Annotated in this window: 20 protein-coding genes and 1 pseudogene; 4 read left to right on the forward strand and 17 right to left on the reverse strand. The window is 36.5% G+C overall.

The window, feature by feature from the left end; all coding sequences use genetic code 11:
* Positions 1-608: 608 nt before the first annotated feature.
* Both PCNPT3_RS08500 and PCNPT3_RS08505 read left to right on the forward strand, forming a co-directional pair.
* Positions 609-5,999 carry a site-specific integrase gene (locus PCNPT3_RS08500; protein ID WP_015465469.1) on the forward strand — a complete coding sequence of 1,797 codons (5,391 nt, stop codon included), beginning with the start codon at positions 609-611 and terminating at the stop codon, positions 5,997-5,999.
* Positions 5,983-6,750 (forward strand): hypothetical protein, encoded by a 768-nt coding sequence (locus PCNPT3_RS08505; RefSeq protein ID WP_015465470.1) that lies wholly within the window; start codon positions 5,983-5,985, stop codon positions 6,748-6,750. The genes PCNPT3_RS08500 and PCNPT3_RS08505 overlap by 17 nt, the downstream gene beginning before the upstream one ends.
* 59 nt (positions 6,751-6,809) lie before the next feature.
* On the opposite strand, the gene PCNPT3_RS13565 is transcribed toward PCNPT3_RS08505, so the two are convergent.
* From PCNPT3_RS13565 to PCNPT3_RS08520, 3 genes are read right to left on the reverse strand one after another with little or no spacing between them, the layout of a single operon-like run.
* The gene (locus tag PCNPT3_RS13565) at positions 6,810-7,676 is read right to left on the reverse strand and encodes an HD domain-containing protein (protein ID WP_015465471.1); all 867 of its coding nucleotides are present in this window, start codon (positions 7,674-7,676) and stop codon (positions 6,810-6,812) included.
* Positions 7,673-8,851 (reverse strand): tyrosine-type recombinase/integrase, encoded by a 1,179-nt coding sequence (locus PCNPT3_RS08515; RefSeq protein WP_015465472.1) that lies wholly within the window; start codon positions 8,849-8,851, stop codon positions 7,673-7,675. Before PCNPT3_RS08515 ends, PCNPT3_RS13565 begins: the two co-directional genes overlap by 4 nt.
* A gap of 10 nt (positions 8,852-8,861) precedes the next feature.
* Positions 8,862-9,071, reverse strand: coding sequence for a hypothetical protein (locus PCNPT3_RS08520; protein WP_015465473.1), 210 nt, complete (start codon positions 9,069-9,071; stop codon positions 8,862-8,864).
* A 249-nt stretch (positions 9,072-9,320) separates the two neighbouring features.
* Here PCNPT3_RS08520 and PCNPT3_RS08525 point away from each other — a divergent pair, with 249 nt between their 5' ends.
* Positions 9,321-9,545: a helix-turn-helix domain-containing protein gene (locus PCNPT3_RS08525; RefSeq protein ID WP_015465474.1), complete on the forward strand. Its 225-nt coding sequence runs from the start codon at positions 9,321-9,323 to the stop codon at positions 9,543-9,545.
* Between the two features lie 359 nt (positions 9,546-9,904).
* Here PCNPT3_RS08525 and PCNPT3_RS14160 read toward each other — a convergent pair whose 3' ends face one another.
* The 4 genes and pseudogenes from PCNPT3_RS14160 to PCNPT3_RS08540 all read right to left on the reverse strand — a co-directional run.
* Entirely contained in the window at positions 9,905-10,054 is a 150-nt protein-coding gene (locus tag PCNPT3_RS14160) for a hypothetical protein (protein ID WP_156801519.1), read from the reverse strand.
* Positions 10,055-10,270: 216 nt separating this feature from the next.
* On the reverse strand, positions 10,271-12,613 hold the full coding sequence (locus PCNPT3_RS08530; protein WP_015465475.1) for a DEAD/DEAH box helicase: 2,343 nt from the start codon (positions 12,611-12,613) through the stop codon (positions 10,271-10,273).
* The gene (locus PCNPT3_RS08535) at positions 12,610-13,308 is read right to left on the reverse strand and encodes a hypothetical protein (RefSeq protein WP_015465476.1); all 699 of its coding nucleotides are present in this window, start codon (positions 13,306-13,308) and stop codon (positions 12,610-12,612) included. Before PCNPT3_RS08535 ends, PCNPT3_RS08530 begins: the two co-directional genes overlap by 4 nt.
* 182 nt (positions 13,309-13,490) lie before the next feature.
* Positions 13,491-13,673, reverse strand: a pseudogene (locus PCNPT3_RS08540) (transposase); the annotation flags it as partial.
* Between the two features lie 369 nt (positions 13,674-14,042).
* On the opposite strand from PCNPT3_RS08540, the gene PCNPT3_RS08545 reads away from it, so the two are divergent.
* A complete protein-coding gene (locus PCNPT3_RS08545; protein WP_015465478.1) occupies positions 14,043-15,089 on the forward strand; it encodes a hypothetical protein in 1,047 nt (348 codons plus the stop codon).
* A 131-nt stretch (positions 15,090-15,220) separates the two neighbouring features.
* On the opposite strand, the gene PCNPT3_RS14280 is transcribed toward PCNPT3_RS08545, so the two are convergent.
* From PCNPT3_RS14280 to PCNPT3_RS08585, 10 genes are all read right to left on the reverse strand, one after another.
* A complete protein-coding gene (locus tag PCNPT3_RS14280) occupies positions 15,221-15,796 on the reverse strand; it encodes a hypothetical protein (protein ID WP_015465479.1) in 576 nt (191 codons plus the stop codon).
* On the reverse strand, positions 15,763-16,158 hold the full coding sequence (locus tag PCNPT3_RS14285; RefSeq protein ID WP_051043795.1) for a hypothetical protein: 396 nt from the start codon (positions 16,156-16,158) through the stop codon (positions 15,763-15,765). Before PCNPT3_RS14285 ends, PCNPT3_RS14280 begins: the two co-directional genes overlap by 34 nt.
* 99 nt (positions 16,159-16,257) lie before the next feature.
* The gene (locus PCNPT3_RS14170; RefSeq protein WP_156801520.1) at positions 16,258-16,404 is read right to left on the reverse strand and encodes an ATP-binding protein; all 147 of its coding nucleotides are present in this window, start codon (positions 16,402-16,404) and stop codon (positions 16,258-16,260) included.
* The gene (locus PCNPT3_RS08555; protein WP_015465481.1) at positions 16,377-16,661 is read right to left on the reverse strand and encodes a hypothetical protein; all 285 of its coding nucleotides are present in this window, start codon (positions 16,659-16,661) and stop codon (positions 16,377-16,379) included. The genes PCNPT3_RS14170 and PCNPT3_RS08555 overlap by 28 nt, the downstream gene beginning before the upstream one ends.
* 205 nt (positions 16,662-16,866) lie before the next feature.
* The gene (locus PCNPT3_RS08560; RefSeq protein WP_041771286.1) at positions 16,867-17,940 is read right to left on the reverse strand and encodes a hypothetical protein; all 1,074 of its coding nucleotides are present in this window, start codon (positions 17,938-17,940) and stop codon (positions 16,867-16,869) included.
* Between the two features lies 1 nt (position 17,941).
* On the reverse strand, positions 17,942-19,591 hold the full coding sequence (locus PCNPT3_RS08565) for a lipase family alpha/beta hydrolase (RefSeq protein ID WP_232207354.1): 1,650 nt from the start codon (positions 19,589-19,591) through the stop codon (positions 17,942-17,944).
* Positions 19,592-19,622: 31 nt separating this feature from the next.
* Positions 19,623-19,904 carry a hypothetical protein gene (locus PCNPT3_RS08570; RefSeq protein WP_041771287.1) on the reverse strand — a complete coding sequence of 94 codons (282 nt, stop codon included), beginning with the start codon at positions 19,902-19,904 and terminating at the stop codon, positions 19,623-19,625.
* Positions 19,905-19,939: 35 nt separating this feature from the next.
* A complete protein-coding gene (locus tag PCNPT3_RS08575) occupies positions 19,940-20,197 on the reverse strand; it encodes a hypothetical protein (protein ID WP_015465485.1) in 258 nt (85 codons plus the stop codon).
* 119 nt (positions 20,198-20,316) lie between these two features.
* Positions 20,317-20,691, reverse strand: a complete 375-nt coding sequence (locus PCNPT3_RS08580) for a PAAR domain-containing protein (protein WP_015465486.1) — start codon at positions 20,689-20,691, stop codon at positions 20,317-20,319.
* Positions 20,692-20,788: 97 nt separating this feature from the next.
* Positions 20,789-21,847, reverse strand: a complete 1,059-nt coding sequence (locus PCNPT3_RS08585) for a hypothetical protein (protein ID WP_015465487.1) — start codon at positions 21,845-21,847, stop codon at positions 20,789-20,791.

Consider the following 21,847-nt stretch of genomic DNA (forward strand, 5'->3'; position numbering starts at 1 on the left):
AAAATAACAAAGTGCCTATTATGCACAACACTACTCAACATCATCCACTTTCTTAATTTCTTAAAGATAAATCCCCTTAGTTTTTTTATATTAAACTCTAAAATTGCATCAATGTGACTTGGGGGTGACAATTTTGTTTTTTTACGATTTGTTTGAAATATTATTTTAGATAAAAAAGTCCCTTTTTGACCTTCGCTTTTTCGAGGTTAAATGTGACTAACTTCCCTGTTAATACCTTTTATTCGATCTTAATTTACATTAATCACAAACCAATAATAGATAAAAAAAATGTCTCACTCTATTTAGGGATGCATTATTTACTTACTGTTAAATTTAAGCGGGAAGTGACAGAGCACATTGACTTTTTATGTAATGGGAGCTTATATCAATAATAAGATCACATTGAATATTTGATCTTATGAGCGGATATAATACCAACGGAACTAAAGAAGAAGTCCCTTTTTATTGTTGAAATTATCCCTACCCGCGTTGTAAGTTTTGAAGTGAGAATAACTATCTCCTACAACTCACGCTTTACTAGTGTTAATTTTTTCTGCGCAATACATGGTAACTAAATAAATTCCATTGGTATAACTGTGAGAGGTTATATGAAAAGTAGCTTTACTAATAATACTAACTTTAAAAAAGTAACCAGTTCTTTATCCGAAAATGAATTAGCAATATTTAGTAAAATATTGAGTGTTCTTAAACCCACTCCTGAGCTTACTGGCTTTAATCTTATTGTTATTCGTTTTTCTGAGTGTCTGCGCGTGGCTAAAAAAGTAAAATGGCCTGAGCAAATACAAAAAGAATTAAACACTTATATTGAGATAATAAATAAAATATTATTCAATAAGGATTTTGTTTTCTCTCACGTATTTCCCAGTAAAAATCCAATATATGGGCGTTTTTTAGAATACCCTCTTCCTGCATTATATTGCCAATCATTCTCCTCTAGATTAACTAACGAACTCCAAGAAAGCTTACTCTTTGTTCAGCATCTTATTTTCCTCATATTACTAAAAATAGAGTCTAATAATGACCTTGTAAAACATACCAGTGATGAGTTACGAAAACGGATCAGTGGGGAAAGTTCATTCCACACTGTGATCCCTTTGGGAAATTTAGATCATAATATTTTACCGTATATCTTCGACCTATTAATCGAGAAAAGTGGTATTGCATTCCAGCGTCAACTTTCAGACAAATGGCGAGACTTCATGACAGAAAGTCTCAATATTACAACAGTTGAGCAGATAAATAACGTTCACAGAGGATCTAAGAATACAACAAGTAAACATGCTAAATATAATCATTCGATGACAAAGAGATCAACTCGAATAAGCAAAGATACGATCCTAAATAAAGAGCATAAAAATTCCGTTGTGCATAAAGGTTATAAAACAAATGATAAAATTCACTATACCCCTACTAACAGCTTAGATATTGAAATAGACAATGCTCTTATTGAAACAGTTGAATTAGAAACAATACAAGGGATTGTATTTGATAGACGTACGAAAGAAGCACATCTTATAAACCAAAATAGATTATCAATTATCGAACTGAAACACCTACCATGGCGAAGTAATGCATTAAGTGAACATGAAGAATTAGCACTTATTCGTTATCTCAAAACAAATTTGAATGACGAGATAAAACGTCCTTTAGCGCTTTATGCAACGTTATTAATGATAACGTCTAAACCCTTTGATAGTTTATCCGACTTTAAGATTATCACTCACGTTGTAAAGCCACTCGATGTAGATAACCTCATTGAGCTCGCATCGGGAATTTGGTGGAGACGATCTATAAAAATGCCTGAATCGTTTACCGCAAATGGCGATCAAAAAAAATTACTGTATCAGCACGCAGATCACGTTGGATTATTGTTACCAAAAGAAGTGTTATTAGCATTGCGAAGTTTAGCCGTTAATCATTCGCAATGGCTTGATGAAATATGCTCTATTCAATGTGCTTCGACGCAGTTATCTGAATTTTTAGCTACTTTTAATCGAAAAAATAACACGATATATAGGAAGATCACCCCTGCCACATTAAGAGGGGCTTTTTTTGAAAAAACAACAAAAAGGTTTGGCCCGAGTTACGCAGCATTACTTCTTGGAAATTATGAATATCATTCACCAACTGTATTATATTACCTTTCTGATAGCGCGATCAGCTTACAGAATAACTATAAAACCATTCTTGAAGACTTTCAATTCAGCATGCCTGAAATACAAGATATGGCAGATCATCATATCGGTAGCGAACTTGCCATTAATGTTGCAATGTTTAATGATTTTTTAACAACGAAAATTGAACTATTTAGTGCAGTGGTACAAGATAATGAATTTAATAAGCTGATTTCATACCACAATAATTTTGCCTGTTATTTGTCGTTAATGTTACTCGCAGCGACTGGCCATAGAATTCGTTGTGAATATGGGTTCTGTGATTTTACGATTAACGAAGAATTAGGTTATATCGTCATTACAGATAAAATCAATTATGCTGATAGCGCTGTGCGTATTATTCCGCTTGCAGATCTAGTGTTGGAACAAATCAGCGCTTATCGTTCTCACTGTGCTTCATTTGCGCGTAAATTAAGACAATTCGATGTTATTTCACAAGCTCTCGCTAAAGTTAACAGTGACCAGATCTACAATTCTCCTTTCTTATTTTTGATCAACCATGATCGCATTAAAGTTATTGGTCATCGAGAGATAGAAGCATATCTTTCTCCTGAAATGGTGTTGCCTGGTAATTTTTTACGTCATTATTTCTGCTCAATACTCTCTGCTGAAATTAATGGTGCTTTTAGTGCCTCATTTATGGGCCATGTAAGTAATGGTTCACATATTTTGGCCGATTTTTCTTGTTTGAAATTATCAGATCTAAAATCAACCAAAAATATAATAGAGAAATCATTACAAACACTTGGTTTTCAGCTCATTGCTGTAACAAAACCCAAAGGAAGGCTTGTACCCACGATTGGAAAACGAGGGGAATATTACCAAGCAGAGCACCTTCGAAGGAGTGAAAATAGAGAAATAAGTACACATATAAAGTGGGCAAAAGAGATCATTACCCCTTATATTGATAAATTGCATAATATAGAGCAAAGGAAGCAAACTATCGATGAAATTGACCAATTAGTACGTGCTGAACATCACAATCATATTTCATTAGAAAGAAGGCTTTATTGGATAAATCGTTGGCTATACAAACTCACCAAAAACAACCGTTGGATTTCAACTATAAATCAGGAATATTCAATCAGTGTAGAGAATGATGTATTAGTCGTAATGAGCGAATCTTTGAAAATAACAGAGATGATTAATAAATGGTTACTGTCCAGTGACGATGAAACAGAGTCTATTAGTTACATTGGTAAGTTATGGTTAAGTCTTACACTTAATAGTCACGTTGAAGCGCCTTTAACTCAGAAAATATTAGCAAAAATTCAATGTGCACCTCAGCATCATATTGAGACAGGTATTACTTGGTATCAATTAGGCACAAAAATAACTCCACAATATATTTTCATCGACTCTATCAGTCAAATATTATGCCTTAATCGGATCCCAGTGCAGGACATAAGTGTCGAAGCTATTAATAAATACCTTAAAAATTCCATTTTACTAAAAATAAAAAATTCAATTACCCTTTGTGATCCAACGCAATCATTTTTATCGAGTAGCTTTCGATTAACTCAGTTTTTACAGGGTGCGCGTAATGAACACCATATTCCGTTATTAGATGCCCATAAAGCCAAACGTATTATGACCACCTCTCTTTCGCCAGAAAGTGTTGTGCGATGGCTATCGCAGGGAACATTACAAGTAGAGCGAAATGCTGAGAATGAGTTAAAAACACCTTTACCCCATATAAAAAACAGAGTGCTTTTAGAACGTAATGATCTTTTCTCTAGCTCACTTTTACTGATGAGAAAATTACATCGTGCACTTTATAAAATGATCAACGCGCAACAAACCACTAAGTTGAAAGTAGAAAGTTTACTCATTTCTATTTGGGCAGAGCATATTGGGGCGGTATATGACAACAACCTATCGGCGCTCATCCCTGCCTCTTCGAATATTGATAATGTAATGGTACTTATCCTACTTTGGTTAATTGACGTGTCTAAGAGGCCTGGAAAAGAGAATAGAAAACACACCGCTCCCGCGACAATAAAAACATATTTATCTAACGTTGGAAAACCATTATTAGAGCAGGCCATAGAAGAAAACTTTTTAGAGATGAATACAGATGAATTAACAGAGATTTATATAAAGGCACTGGATGCACGTGCAATTAAAGATCGCCCACAACGAGCTTCTGCATTTAGGCAGTTTCATCATTTTCATCAAAATCAATTTGGCTTAGAAAGTGTTGATTGGTATGAAGTAGAGCCTAATATTGATAAACAAGCCCAGAGTATTAATGCCAATATTATTTCGATGCCAGAGTATGAAAGTGCGTTGCTATTATTAGAGAATGATAACGACTGTACCGCGAGAGATAAACGCCTTAATCAAGTGCTATTAATTCTATGCTATAGAGCAGGGCTACGATCGGGTGAAGCTACGCATTTAAAAACAGCAGATATAGATATAAATAACTGGATCATTCATGTCAGAACACAAGTGAGTCATCGATTAAAAACGTTACGATCTAATCGCCGAATTCCGGTGAAGTGCTTATTATCTAATGTTGAAAAAAAGATCATTTTAACGCTGGTAGACGAGGCTAAATCGAACTTGTCGACACAAAATAATTGGTTGTTTTGTGATATGAATAATACTCAGTGTCTAGTTGAACGCTCTAAGCATATTAAACGCGTAACAGAAGCGCTAAAAATCGCGACAGGCGATATTACAATACGATTGCATAATGCAAGACACAGCTTTGCTAACTACCTTCTCATGACGTTAGTCGAACTAAAGTATCCCAAAGTTATACGGCGTGAATTAGATCATTGGTCACGATCTAACAATAAAAAGTTATTTATAGAGGAGCTATCAAAAACACTATTGTCGACAGCTCATCATAGATTAAATACGTTATACGCAATATCCTTAGCAATGGGCCATTCAACACCTAAAACAACACTTAGTAATTACATTCATTGCCTCGATTTAATGTTGCTCGCACAGGATCAAAAACAACTTTTTAAAGCCATTAGTATCCCGTCTCTTGCTAACAAAATAAACATTGAAAGAACCAATGTAAATAAAATTTTACAAAGAGGTACTAGTGCTCAATATGGTTTACAACCATTAATCGAGCGACTTTCTTTTCATGATGGTGATTTCCAAGAAATAATACTGCCTAAACGAGCACTTGTTAATCTCTCTGACATGACATTAAGCTCATCTACTTGTTGTTACCATTGTTTTAATAATATCGAGCGCATCATCCGAGCGACAGAGGATAACTATTCAATTATCAACATAGAGAATAAGTACCAGCTATCACATGCTGAGATCCAATCTACAATTAATAAAACGATTGAAATACAGAAAATTACCGCTTATCACGGTACTCGTATTTTAGCTAACTCTGAATACCTATCCTTTAGTCATAACCAACAAAAAACCGATATTATTTCTCAATATATTCATCAATCGGAATTTCAGGCGTTACTAAAAAAAGCAGCAAAGTTAACGCATAAGCAACTTCGTTACCTATCTCATATTTTTATCGATTCTTTTGATAAAAGATATGGAATAGTCGTTAGTCATCAAGATACACATGAGCTGGTTTTGATTGCATATCAGTTAGGGTACAAAACAATAATAAAAAAGAAATTAACCACCCTTCGTAGCTCTTTTGGCTTGAGAAAAGGGCATCATATTAAGTTTGTTGCTATCGCTAATTCTAAAAAACACTATTCTAGAAGATCTTATAATGATCACCGCTTCACCCATTGTTTATTTTTAATCGCAGTATTTACTTTTTCTTTAAAGGAAGACGCTAATGAGTATACGAATTGAATTTAAGTGTTTGAAATTAGAAAACGATAAAATAGAAATTGGTGAAACAATCATGTTTGATAATTTTACATTATTATCCTCTCAAATCGAGAACTTACTCTTGTTGTTATTACCAAAAAAAGAAAAAGATAAACTAAAATTCTCACTTGAAAATAAAGCGCTCGTTATTTCATATGAAGACACTAAAAATGCGGTTCAACAAGATATGTACACAATTAATTTTGACGATTATTTAATTAATACGCTAAGATCTAAATTACAAGATGTCGATTGTTATTTGAATTTTCTTGCTAAAGGTTTACAAAAACAAGCGATTAAATACAATATAGAACACAGTAACATGCCGGCAAAAATGCAGGCAACATTATCCAAGCTAGCATCACAGAGTGTTACACTAACGACCGACTCCAACTGTAAATTATACATTGAAAAAACCGAACTATATGGGAATGTTTATGAAGAGCAGTCTACTTCAGCGATTAATTGCCGTATCACAAAACCAGAGTTGATTGATAATTGTAATGCTGAATTTCATTATGTAAGTAATAATCAAAATTTTGTTGCAACTCTTGATATCCCTTGTGAGTTTGAAGAGCAGGTATTGCATTGTGCACTTGAACGCTTGGTCGTTGACATTGAATTTCATTACTCTGAAAAGATTAATTTACCCACAAAACTTAAAGGCGTATTAACTGCTTTTAATGTGGCTATTCAAGCCTCCATTAATAAAAATACAGATGACTTATTTTAATCCTTGATCAGAGAAAATGGTCGATATGATGCTAATTTCTAAATAAAGGATAACCATCATTAATGCTTTTTAGCACTAAACCTATCCGCCATCTGCACCGCTTCTGCCACTGCTGTTTTAGGTTCATAGCCATATCGAGCTGCTGGGCTCGCACACGTCCAGGTATTTCTTAGAATATTCGTGAATAAAGAATTAGTTTTTTCAAGTGTTGATAGCGCGTTTGCACAAACTTCCAATGTTAATGCACTATGATCAACCCATTTACCTGTTTCTAAACGTCTCATTCTTCCATCGATAGATTTTACTTTTCCAATATCATGTAAAGTGGCTCCCGTGATCGCCAAGTCTTGTTCAATCTTTGTCTGTAATGGCAACCTAGATACAATTTCGGCGACTTCGACTGTATGTGCAAGTAAGCCACCAGCATAATTATGATGGTAATTTAAGCTTGCTGGTGCTTGTAAAAATGGAATACATATATCCATAGGCACAATAACTTCAGCTATAAAGTGCAACAATGATCTATTTTCAATCATAGATAATACGTTATACAAACGCATTAGGTTATTTGGATCCGGGCAATAATTAGCAGGTAAATTAACCAATGCGATTTGATCCGTAATTTGATGAAGCGTTATTCTTTTCAGTGTTATTATTTCAATATAATGTTGTTTTCCATAGGTTTTAACTTCCCCGGTTAATTCAACAAATACACCATTTCCTAAATATTCAATTTCACTTGGTTGGTTAAACATATACATGCAAATTGACCCATGCACATCGGAAAATATCATTTTCCAATAAGGTCGTTGTTTCTTATCCTGTAACAATAAATATCCCGCCAGACGGTATATGCCATGAATAAATTGGCCTTTAAATAACTTTTCAAATATTAAATAAGGTTGAATTTCTTGATAATTACTCATAACGAACACTCCAATCCTTGACGCAATAGTTTTTCCATTGCACTTCCATCTTGCCTAGTGAGGTTAGGAACATAGCGAGAGTAAACTTTAAATAACATCTCGGTATTTGAATGGCCCATTTGTCTTGCTATCCACTCTGGAGACTCTCCTGACGCAAGCCATAGTGTTGCTGCTGTATGTCTTGTTTGATATGGGCGACGTTTTTCTAATTTCAGGTATTTTAATAAAGGGTACCAAACTCTTTTAGTCACATTGTTATGCTCAATGCATTCACCCTTTTTATTACAAAAGACAAATTTAGACATATTATTTGTAATTTTATATTGCTGAACGAGTGCATCATAAACGGGTTGGCTCATCGATATATCACGTTGAGATGCATCTGTTTTAGTATAGCTTTCCTCTCCTGCGACAACCGTTTCACGTATTTTTATAATACGCAGTTCAAAGTCGACAAACTTCCACTTTAAGCCATCAATTTCACCGGTTCTCATGCCTGTAAAAAAACGAGTGAGATAATAAGTTTGATAATCAGGACGTACATTCTCTAAAATATATGACACTTCTTTTAATGAAAATGGCAATACATCACTTTTAGGTATTTTGAGTATTTTTATGCGCACAAAAGGAGTGTTAAAGTCATAACGGTCGGCTGCTTCTTCAAATATTCTTCTTAATGGGTTCATGATCTTATTAATTCGGTTATTCGATAACGATATTCGGCCATTTCTTCCGGGTACTTTGGAGAGTGATGTCCGAAATTTTAGTAACTCCGCACGAGTAATGCGATCGACCCTCGTTTCGCCAAATATGGGTAAATAATATTTGTTTATCATGCTCTGAATATTAACAAGGTGTGAGTCTCGCCAATGCAACTTATTTTCTTCAATCCATTCAACAATGAAATTTTTGAATAAATAAGCAGAGGACTGTATCGCCTCTGCTTCAAGGCTTTCTTTACTTAAACGCCTTGCTATTTTGCTCTCCGGAAAACTGTTTACATAATCAAAAGTGCCCGTTATCAATTCTGCATTTAAAATATCCAGTTTTTTTTGTAGCAAACGGCGGTTGGCTTTACTGTCGAGTAACTCTGTTTGCTCTCGATACCTCATGCCTTGATGAATGAAATCGAAATAAAGGTTATTAGTGGGTTTTCTTACTGATAATTTTGCCATAAGTCCCCCCTTAAGATGCTAATGCAATTGAGTCGTCATTATTAGCAAGCATCTCATTCTCAATATTTTCCCAAATGAACAATATTTTACGACGACCAAATGGGCGAATATAATGCTTCCCTTCGAATAAGCAACTATCAATTAATTCATTTCTAATAGTTCTTGCAGTGTAATGAATACGCTCCGCAAGTTGCTCGGTTGTTAAGTAGGTATTTTCCATAATGAACCTCCAGACTTATAATGCGATTAATTAAGTTATCATTTGATAACTTAATTAAACAATAGGCCCGATTATAAAAATAATCAAGTGATACTTTAAATTATCATTTATATTGTTGTACAACCATAATGAGAACGTTATCTAAAAGATAACGAAGTAAGCTCGACGTAGCTGAAAAGCTAAGTTAATATTAACTATTAATGTCTGAATTTCATCTGACTAGTTACTACACATTCTAAAAGGTACAGTATGCTTCGTTTTAAATTGAGAGAGTTAATTGCAGAAAAATCATTTAAAGAAGATAGGCATATTACTCTGGTTGAAGTAGCGAAAGCCTGTAATGTTAACCGTATGACGTTGTCAAAAATGGTGAATAAAAAAGGCTATAACACCAATTCTGAAAACATCGACAAGCTATGTGCTTATTTTGAATGTAAGGTTGAAGATCTTGTAGAGTACTTACCTGAAGCATGATGTATTAAGTGCTATGCAATTTAACTTACCAAGATGCTTTTGCCACAAGCAGGAGGGTGTAAATATACAATCTCCCATATCAGATCTTTGAATGTGTTTACTTGATTTCTAGCTCCGAAACTGAAGTTCATTGCCAATCCATTCGGCTATATTAAGAATAATCTTATAATTTTTACCTTTCTAACTATATTGCCATGAACTTCCGGGCCTTACATTACTTATTTCTTCCCCTTCTTTTCCTAGTAAATATATTTCTGCTGATGGATATATTTAGCACGCCAATTGTCACTTAAGTTAAAGTGTCAGTGAATGATTGATCTTTTATAAAACTATCAGAGAATTTACATATCGAACTTAACTTAGGCTCTCCCACCAGAATGTTGTTTATTTGCATCTGAAACTTCAGATATCTTTAATTCAAGAACACTGACTTTTACTTCTAACGCTCGGTTAACTGCTTGTTCATTACTTACCTGTGCTTTATATAAGTTAACTTTATTTCTATCCAAAATAAAATTTTAAAAGACCAAAGTTGAACCCATTACAGCCAACGTATAAATAATCATGGATTTGACCGGATTTCGTTCCATACAGTTTGGCATAACTTTCTCTATGTGAATAATATTTTGATGTGGCACATACACTCACATAAACAGTTAGTAATGCAGGCACCTTTTCTCTTTGCAACCAATAATCATGCGATTAGGCTCACCCATTAATTTAAATTAAATATAATGTTCAACTTTTATTTTTATATTTTTGTTTTTACTTTCATGTATTGATTCTAAAAAAACTATTTCATCCTCGCTAATACTCTCTACGAATGGCTTTATAACTTCAGCGTCTTCAATTGAAAACCCGTATCTCATTAACCAAATTTCCACTTCTTCATTTGTACCATATTTAAAATAGTTAACCATCATCTTAGATCTATAATCACCAGTTTTAATGAAGTATTGGTCAAAAGCGGCCGTATATAAATCAGATAAAGAAAAAGATATGACTTTATCTAAAAAGTCATAGGTATCATAAACCACTAAATCATAATTAAATTTCCCCATCTTTTTCCCTTTAAATCGCGAAGGCAATGATGATTTTAATTTTGAATTTGGTAACGAATAAGGTATGGCAGAATAAGTAATAGATAACCCATCAATTTTTCTTTGGGCTTGTTCGGATGTCAGCTCTCCATTTTTCACGTTTCGTCTAAGCTCTCTCTGCTTACTTTGATTAGTTAAATAACTATACCTAAATCCTAATAGCTCTTTAAATGTTTTTCCTTGAATTTGCCATAGTAAAATTGTAATAGACGCTGATAAAACGGTTTTCTCACCTATATATAGCTTTCTTCCAAGTGATAGTTCAAACACTTCAGCAAGAGAGTTTTTTAATTTACTCTTCTGTTTTTTATTTAATTTACGATAATACTCCCCCGTCATTATTTTCCCATCAACAAATAGAAAGTCTAAGATTATTTTTAAACTTTGATGAGCTTTTTCTGACTTCAATCTATCTGTTTTTGATCTTGGCAATCCATATTCTTCATTAATTGAATTGTTTTTAATTGCATCAATGAACTCTTTTAGATCGTCAGCAACATTACTTAAACTTTGATCCAGTTGAGATTCTACAGATAAAGTCGATTCGCAATTAAGCTTACCAACAAAGTTTTTAATATTCTTCACAACTACAAAACCAAAATCAAAACAGTTTTTTTTATTTGTACTACGACCAGCGCGGCCAATTAAGTTTTTAATACCTAGCGTCTGATCTTCTTTTGATCCACTAAACCTAATATTTTCAATCCAAACGATATCAAAAGGCATATTCACCCCCTGGGCCAGAGTCGATGTTGCAAAACATATTTTGGCAAATCCCAAGTTAGTAAACTTTTCAATTAAGAACCTAACAACTAACGGCACTGAGCCATGATGGATTACCACGCCTTTTCTCATGAGCGTTATCAACTCAGAGCGTCTTTCTTTTGCTCCAATTAAATCTTCTATTTCATCAATTATCTCAAGTGCGATAGGGTCAGTGAGTTCATCACAATATCCTATATATAATTCAAAATCCGTCTCGAAACTTTTGTCATATATAGACGATTTAGAAATATAAATGAGTGCACTACCACCATTTTTTATTTTTTCCTCAAGAATATCTTTATTGAAAGCTAGTTTATTTTTCAATAAATGAGCATCCTTTACAAAAGGAGAAAATAATTCAAATTTACCTTTATTTGAGTCGTAACCAAGAAATATTTTTCCTACTGTATTTTGCTGATAGGCAATGGAAGAACTGCTTTCTTTGAAAGAATGTTTGGCTAATTGTGCTTCTGGATTTTTTATAAATGGGTGTGCAAATACTTTTTTTGCTTTAGGGAATGCTTTATCTGCTCGTCTTACGAAAGAATCAAAGCTAACCCCTCTTATTTTTTCTTCCGAAATTTGAGCCTCATCAAAAAGAAAAAGGGAAGGGTTATATTTTTCTGGGTGTTTAAGTATATCGGAAGCTCTTTCCGGAGTAACAACAAATATCTTACGACTAGTTTTTAATATATTTACACTATCAATAAATTGCAGAATTAAGATATCTTTTCTATCTAAAAGCATTTCTCTTATAGTTAAAATATATTCCGCGATTAACGCTCTCGAAGGAACTACAATAACTATGTCATTTAATTCTTTATAAATAAGTTCTCTGAAAAGATATGATTTCCCCGCACTTGTGGGGGCTGAAAATGAAAAATACCTATTGTTTATAATATTGTTACGTATACTCGCCTGAACAGGTGTAAATTCATGCCCAGTCTCATTTTTTATTGAATTAGAAAATATTGAATATGAAAAAGATAAAAGATCCTGAGGCGCTGAAACTTTATAAAACAAGCCAAGAAGATACATTATCCTTGGTTCTTCTACTGAAAAAACATTAAAGTGGAAGTATTTTAAGTATGATAATATTTCTAAGTCTCGTGGTTGTATAGGCCCGTTATCATGTATTTTCAACAACACATTTTTAAGAAGCTTTCCAGGCTCTTTTGTATTAATTAAGTCTACGGGTATCATGCTTTCACTCCAATAATATAAAGCTCATCACAACGTTTTGTAAGCGATTTTACATCTACATTATTTAGTGCATTTTTTAAAATTTTCTCGTAATCATTTGAGTTGATCGAAAAAGCCAATATATATCCCTTTCTATCTTGATTTAAGTTGGTTATAGCAATTGGATCTGCAAAGTGTAATAGATGTACAGCATCCCTTTTATCTTTTCCTTCTTTGGAAAACCTATGCACCTGTTCTGCAGCTGTGGTATATGAATTACCTGTACTCACGTACTTAGCTTCACCAAACGAAAACTTTAAACTAGGACTTAGAGTATGAAAATCAAAACCATGATTATTAGATATTTTTTCCTTCCATAGTTCTGACAATGGTAAAACAACATGGTTATGTTTATCCTTCAAATAATGACCAGAACCCATTGAAATCATAAATTCACCAAAATCTTTCGTAACTTGATTATCAACTGATTTGAATATTTCAACTAACTTATGAATTGTTTCTTTAGCTGTAGATTCATACGACATTTTTGCTACTGGACTCAGTGCATTGATCCACGATGTATCTGATATTTCTAATAAAAGCTCTTTGGCACAGGCATTTACATCGCTTATGCTCATAAATGATATATACGTATTTGCTATCGCATCTTTAGGAAGGTCAGATGGTTTTACTTTTTCGTGGAAAGTTACCTTCACTTATAATCCTTTGCTCTTGAACTAAGAGATCAATTACTGGAAAACTAACGAGACCCTAGAACAACTAATTCCCAACTCTCTTTAGTGAAAAAAACCACTGTAATTCACATATACTTGATATTCAATAAATGATTATATTTTTGTGATAGAAGGGTGAAGTTAAGTGGTAAATTGGTTTATTGAGGCGGATAGGCAGCCGCTCCACGACGATCATTATTGTACCAGCTATCAAAAGTGCTTAAATCGAGATGATTATCAACAATATGAGACAGTGCATATTCAAACGTACCAGGTATAATTTGTCGTGAAAAATCAATAGGAATGGATTTACTTTGACAGGACATATCAGGTTTATAATTAGCCATCACATTTAACTCTGAGCGAATAATATCTATTAGATCACAGACGACCAATACAAATAAGTACGTTTTATATACAATAAAACTTAATTGGAAAAAGAGCGTGAAACGCTCTTTTGGGATAAATTCTACAGCCTCAACGCCATACTAAGCTGACTAAAACTATGGGCTATAATGTGCTACCCCACAGTTTTAGTCCGTTTAAATGCCTTGTTACAAAAGACACAAAAACATTTCGATAATTTCTTGACAATGAATATGTTATTAAAGAAAATCTGTTTGAAATTCAAGGTCAATTACTGTCGAGCCTTGTAAAAGAAATGTGGACAGCATAAAAATCAATTGCATAGATCAATTGTAAAAAGGAATAAATATATGTCTATCAGCCATTTGATGCATTCGCATCAAACTCCTGCCATTATAATACTCCCCACAGAAAAGTTTTTACCTATTCCAGACAACCCTGTCCAACGTGATACTGTAGCACGAGCCCTAAAAGCAAACAAAGGTAAAGGCCATCTACGCCACCCCCACCCAGCGCACACAGTTGTGTCTATTGCGTTACTAATAGATGAAACCATTGACACTCTTGCACTAACCGCGGAAGAAGTATTGAATATGGTTCTTGATGATATGTTTGAAAAAATGAAACTAGATGGGCATACCCGTAGTTATCTGTGGGATAATGATATGCTTGATGCGCCACCGAACTTAATTTGCTCCGTTTACTTTGTTGACGATATTGAACAAGCAAAAGACTTTTACCGTGCTTATGACTCAAACAAAGCAGTTGAAACAGGTAAAGACAAGCTTTTTTCATCTCTGCGAGATGCTTTTGGTTATGCCCCTACTTCCAAACTTTGGAAGAAAACAGGCGTAAAGGTAGCTATTGAAGTAGCGTTTAATAATAATAATTCGATGCCAGATGAAAAATTATATAATTTTCACAAAACCGATCAATACGCCTGTCATACCCTAAAGACAATAGATAAGAGCACAAAATTAAATCTTAAGGCATTTACGGCATCAGTTATGGCAGCAATGTTTTTAACTGTATTACGAGATGGAGCACAAGCATTAGAATTTTGGGAAAAGTATAGTAATGCGGAAGGTGAGTTTTCAAAAGGAAAAATGGATGCAATCATGATGGCTACCACATATTTTGATGAAGTTGCAACGATGGGACGAGCAGATTTTACTGGTACAAGACCAAATTACATATTAACAGGCCATGGTCGTGACGTTCATCCTATTTATACACCAATGTACCTATCGTATTACGAGGCATGGAAAAGCGGGAAGACATTTACGGCTAAGAAAAAAGGACTGGGTTATTTTAGAAGTAGAACATCGCTAACTTTAGAAAGGTTTTTGAGAAATAACACTTATAAAGAGTTTATAATTTTATTTAATAAACCATAAACTCTACAGTAAAGAGATATCCGCATTCCATAGGTGCATATCTCTTTAATTACAATGCTCCATGATGAATAGCTCAAAAGTGAAGTTTTGTATAACGTGATTTCCCCCCGAAAAAACGGACAAATTTTTTATCACATATCACAAATTTCACCTTTAAATAGCCTTTCACTAATATCTGGTGGATTTCTTCTAATATCGGGATGATTGGCAAGAATCATTCGTAGAGTCCTTACACTGTCATAAGCATCAATAACTAATTGCCTTTGTTGCTTAAAGATTTCTTGATCAAATACATTTGCATTTATTCTATGTGCAGGTTTTTGGCGTAACTTTCTGACTTTCCTAAAAGTAGAAAACATGTCGTTGATTGATTTGGGATCTTGAGGTCGAAAATACTTATTAACCCAGGCTTCAAATATTTGTATTGTGCCCATAGATCTAACAACAATTTTACCATCCGCTCTTTCTTCTTCAGATTCAACTGGGACGTCCTTTTCAAAGAATTTTTTATTTATATTGTCGGACATCATTTTGTCTAGCAATAAAACAAAATTATTAAATTCAGATTCAGTTGGCCTTAGTAAAAAACCAAACTTAACAGGTCTTTCTTGCAAATATGAGTTTCTAAAAAATTGTGGTTTCCCAATGAGTTCACTCATTTTATTTATTATTTCTAGCTCTTCCACAAACGCTTGAAAAATTGACATCCTAGTACCCCAAGACCCTTGTATGCTTGTATGCTTGTAGCGTAGTAGTCCGGATGTAATTTAATCTCTCCTTTAATTTCTTTAGCAGCCCAAACCTTTTGATGTTCGCTACTTAAACCCGATAAATACCTTAGAAAAACAGCAACATATCGTGAGTAGTCACTATCGTAAGCAAAGCCAAATGTTTTTAGAAGAATTTGATCGCTTTCAGGAACAGATTTCGACTGGAAGTATTCATCTTCAATTGATATTGAGCCATGAATAGAATCAGTCTCATATGAATAGCGGGGATCATTGCGATAATACTCAAGAACAGATAAATCAAAAGTTCGGTAATCAAGCTGTCCTGCACCTTTCGCCATTTCTAGATCATAAGGTGAATCTTTGTAAGCCTCTAAATACTTACTATTCTTTAATTGGCTTTCATGGTATCAGACGTCAACTACTTTGGCCGATCGGCGTCAATTAACTTGGCCGATTTCTTGGTTTGATTTTAACGCTTGTTTTTTACGGTAACTCTCTCCTTCTATTTTATAAATATTTGCATGGTGAACAAGGCTATCTATGGCTGCAACGGTCATCAAGCGGAACTGCTCGCCATTAAACACTCAACACCTTCGGCCTGTTCTCCCCCTTTGGGGTAATAAAACAAGGCTTCGATAAACAACAACTGCGCGTCGTAGTCGTCGATATCATACTGCGTGGCTAACGCCCATTGTTGTGTTAATAACGCGTCGCATTGCGCCCATGTGGCGGGCGCGTTGCCCCAACTTATCCGAGCGTAAACCAACGCCAAAAAATCGATTTGGTCATGTTGTTGCTCTATTTGGGTTATTTCTGGTGCGGTGAATGTCCATCTTTTCATGTATTAACCTCGGCGATGTCCAAAAATTGTTGCTGGTATTGCTCTGGTGTTTTCGCCTGCCAACATGGCCACCGCAACGCAACAAAATAAGGGTTTAAATCGGCGTAAAAAACATATCCGTCACGCGTCACTTCCCGGTGTCGAGGCCGATTGGGTTAACTCGGCCACCTTCCTTCCCTATTTCGCCACGTTACTTAACTCTTCACTACTTAGTTACGCCCATCATGCCATTGGGGCGAATGGTGATGGCGCGCAATATGCCATATACCAAGCTGGTGCCATTGCCATTTACGCCGCCCAGCTCTGGGTAGTCTTCCATGTCGATATCCCCTTTAATCGCAATATGCGAAAAACGAATACTGTCGGACTTCGTATCCGTGCTAAACCAACGAAATTCAGTGGTGCCCGCGTATTCACCATCGCCAATAATCAATTTGCCTTTGCGCCCTGCCACCTTCATATTGGTACTGGCAAAAAAAGACAACAAGCCCGACGAGTGTTTTATTTGTTCAGCGATGTAATTGTCGGCGTTTTTGCCGTAACTGGTTACATCGAACTGAATACGCGAATTTTTGCCATTATAAAATTTCACAATGTAATTCTCTTGACTGCTCGCGGTGTTTTGTTCAAAAATCAGCTCATCATTGATACACAAGCCTAAACGATTGTGCGGCCAGGCCGCATAATGCACCTGCTGCGCCTTGCCTTGCATGATCTCGAGTTTTTGGCGAAAATGTTGCTGGTATTTGGTGTCGCTGCGGTCGAAAAAAACATTGTCTACCCCCCCCCCTGATATGGTTAAGCCCAATTGCTGTTCGGGAAAATCTTTAAAGAAAAAACTATTATAGGAATGGCTTGCATTCTCATCTCGCATTAGTTTTCTGTCATCCGAATAATACACCACGGTTTTGAGTGGTTTTTGCGTGTCCACTTCCTTGAGTACATATTTAGTCACACTGCGGCCTTTTTCATCATCAAAACGTTTCGCTTCTACTGTGGCCAACCAACGCGTTAGGCGATCTTTGCCACGAAAAATGCCCTTGTATTTGTTTTGTTTATTTTTTGCGGAAACGGTAAAACCAATGTCTGGCAAGCCAAACGAGCCTTTCACTTGCTGCATGTCCGTCGGCAGTTCCAATTGATAACGCCCCGCGCAATTTTGACGAAAACTAAGGTTTAACGTATTTAATTCGGGTTTGCTGCTCATGGCATGAACTCCAGGTGGGGTGAATAATAGGCCGAGGCCAAGACAAAAAAACATTTGTTTCCATATCATCATGTTAATCTCGCTTTTTATTTAAATCTTCGATACAAGCTTGAATGAATCCGTTAACTTGAGTGCGCACTTTGGGGCAATTATAAAAATTTTGGTGATCTTCTGTGGCGTCTATGGGCTCTTTGTTTACTATTATCGGCATATTCTCTCCAAGGCCCATATGCACCGTGCCATCCCCCGGTATTTGTGGTTCTCCTAAAGTGTAGGAGTCTGAATTAACCCGTCCACCGCTGTCACTTATTTTTTTATCGGCTTTACTGACCACGAGCTCAACGGTGCCATCACCAAACCAGCTCTTGTTTTCATGGTCGGTGACCTGCCAACTTTCGACTTTGTTGGCGTCGAGCTTATTACCGCCATGCCAAACACAAGCGTCGAGCGCTTTATTATCTGTGTTGGTACTGAAAATGGCCGTGGTGGTGTTATGATAATCACCCGCGACTTTAAAGGCTTGGTGGTAATTTTCGCATTCATCGATTCTTTTGATATAAGCTTTTTTATATTCATCAAACTGGTTTGTTTTTGACGGATCTGCCATCACTTCTGGGGCCAATAACGCGGGTTGGATCATGGAGTACCAGCGATTGAACTGGCAATAAAAATCATAAATATTCTTACCACACGCCACTGGTAGCGGCTTATTTTCGCCTTCGCCATTGTTGTAATATAACCATTGCGTGGTTTTATCTGCCATGGTGTAATCTTTATTCGGCAACAGCTCCAGTGCTCCTTGGCAAAAACCAACCACAGCGGTCATTTCAGCCGCATTAATACCTAAAACCAGTTTGGCCATGCTTTGGTCTCCGGTTCTTAATTGCTGGTAGGTTTTAGGGCACCCTGTTGTTGGCATTGCGCCGTGGATCACATACGCAATTTCGCTTTCTATTCCCGAGAGTTTCACCGCCGAGCGCGCTACAAAACCACCCATGGAATGGGTAATTAATATCACTTCTATGTCACTTTTGAGGATACCATCCGGGTTTTCCTTGGCGAGCGTCTCCTTAAACTCGTCGATTTTTGTTTTAATGTGCTCTCCTGACGCTTGATTACTTTCCATCCAGTTGTAACCTATGGCGTACACCGGAAACGACGCGCCCGTGCAACCGTTTTGAAACAACTGTTCGTTGTTTTGCAACGATTTTAGATATTCACCATAACTGCCCCACAGCACAGTGCCCCAACCACGTGTTCGTTTTTCTTCAACTTGAGATTTAGGCACTGAGGTCTTCTGGCAAAAATACTTATCCGTGCCTTCATCCACCGACAAAAAATTTTTTTTACGGTAAAAGGCATCTTCCTTATCGTCATTGGCCAGCTCTGCTTTACGTTCTTTGGCCGATAAGAAAGTATAATGGAACATCGAGCTGACAACACCACTGACATTACGCCAACTTTTCCTCGGTATTTCAGCCACATAAACCACGGCATAATCCACCGCATCACTGGCGATGTTGTAGGCGTGCTTTAGCAAATTAAACACGCCGCCGTCGTCGACACTCTGCAGCTGAGTTAATTCTTTTTCGCGCCGAGCCTTAACACTGGCCATTTGGCTGCTGTCATACCAGCCCTTTCCAGGGGCGGGGTCCCACACAATGTCACTCGACTCTTCATTTTTTAAACGCGACCCCATGATGCCGGGAATAAACACCAGCATTGTGATCTTCGCTTTGCAGCCACACTCTGAACTACAGACCATAATTTTGCTCCTCGGCGTTTTTTTTGCACCATGTTAAGAAAATATTCGTTTTAAATCGAGCGGAACTGCTCGCCATTAAACACTCAACACCTTCGGCCTGTTCTCCCCCTTTGGGGTAATAAAACAAGGCTTCGATAAACAACAACTGCGCGTCGTAGTCGTCGATATCATACTGCGTGGCTAACGCCCATTGTTGTGTTAATAACGCGTCGCATTGCGCCCATGTAGCGGGCGCGTTGCCCCAACTTATCCGAGCGTAAACCAACGCCAAAAAATCGATTTGGTCATGTTGTTGCTCTATTTGGGTTATTTCTGGTGCGGTGAATGTCCATCATTCTTTAAAATAACCTCTTCTAGCATGTTCCTATCAACGATGAGTTTAACAGTACCAGCACTTGAAAATGAGCTACCAGGGGGAAGAAGAAGTGGAGAATTTTTAATATGTACAAAAACAAAGGCTGAAATAGATACATCTTCCCCCTTAACGTTACCCTTAACGTTGCCCTTAACGTTACCCTTAACGTTGCCCTTAACGTTACCCTTAACGTTACCGTTAACAGTCATAGTGTAAACACCATGACCACTTATATATCCAATAGCCAGAACTGCTAGCTGTAATTTTTTGACTGTTGTTATTCTTTATTTTCTTTAATAATTGCGGGTCCTCCCACATCAAAAATATTTTAAAATGTTTTCGCTACATCTCCATACATAGCATTAATCTTCTGCGTAATAGAGGTGGCTGAATTATTTGGAGTCATTGTTGGAGCATCAAAAGATAAGCTCACAGCATTATTTGAGGCTATGACTTTATTGCTACCATAAGGACAACCGCAAGAGACAATATCCCCATCCAATGCAGACTGAGCACCATTAATGATGATATTACTGGTTTGCACCGCCACAATCGCTCCCTTGCCAATCTTACAAACAGGGCAACTGGCTATCATGCCAACGGTCGTGGAGCCACTACCTAAAATAGACATTCCACTGGAACCTTCTAAAACAACGCCTCCCGTTGTTGTTTTATCGCCCTTGCGAATAAAATTTGTAGTCATATGTATTCCACCTAAATAATATCCATATTAATGCGTGTATTTATATGGGGAAGCACGAACAGTACTCCCCTATTTCGCCACGTTACTTAACTCTTCACTACTTAGTTACGCCCATCATGCCATTGGGACGTATGGTCACGCCTTTAAGGAAACCGTACACAACTTCTGTGCCGTTTAATCCTTTTAATTCAGGGTAATCGTTAATGTTTACATCGCCATCAATTTCGATGTGAGCAAAACGAATACTGTCGGATTTCGTGTCCGTGCTAAACCAACGAAAATCAGAGCTACCTGGGCGGTCTCCATCACTGATGAACAGTTTCCCTTCTCGCCCCGCCACCTTCATGTTGGTACTGGCAAAAAAAGACAACAATCCCGAGGCCTCTTTTATTCCCTTCGCAATGTAATCGTCTGAGTTTTTACCATAACTCGTTACATCAATATTCATTCGCGTATTTTTGCCATTATAAAATTTGACTAAGTAAGCTTCTCTACTGCTCGGTTGCGCCTGTTCAAACACCAATTCATCGTCAAGGCACAATCCTAAACGAGTGTGTGGCCAGGCCGCATAATGCACCTGCTCGGCCTTCCCTTGCATTACTTTAAGTTGCTGGCTAAATTTTTGCTTGTACTGCGAGTCACTGCGTTCAAACATTCCTCGCCCTAAACCCGGGCTCATGGTTAAGCCCATGTGTTGCTGAGGAAAGTCTTTAAAGAAAAAACTGTTATAATCATGCATGGCATTCTTATCCACCATCACTTCTCGATTATCGGCGTAATAAACCACGGTTTTTAATGGCGAGTCGCCTTTGGTATCTTGCAGTACATAATGCGCCTTAATACTTTTTCTTTCTGTTCGCTTTGCTTCAATATAACTTAACCAGCGCGCAAGGCGGTTATCACCACGAAAAACACCATCGTCATGGTTATTGCTATCAGGGGCGTATACGTTAAAACCGATTTCAGGCAAGCCAAAAGAGCCTACAACTTGTTGCATGTCCGCCGGCAGTTCCAATTGATAACGCCCGGCACAATTTTGACGAAAACTAAGTTCAAGGGTATTCAAATCGGGTTTACTGCTCATAGCATTGACTCCAGGGGTGATTAATAATAGGCAAAGCCCAAAACGATTAATGATGTGTTTCCATATTGGCAT

Source organism: Psychromonas sp. CNPT3 (genome assembly GCF_000153405.2).
GTDB lineage: Bacteria > Pseudomonadota > Gammaproteobacteria > Enterobacterales > Psychromonadaceae > Psychromonas.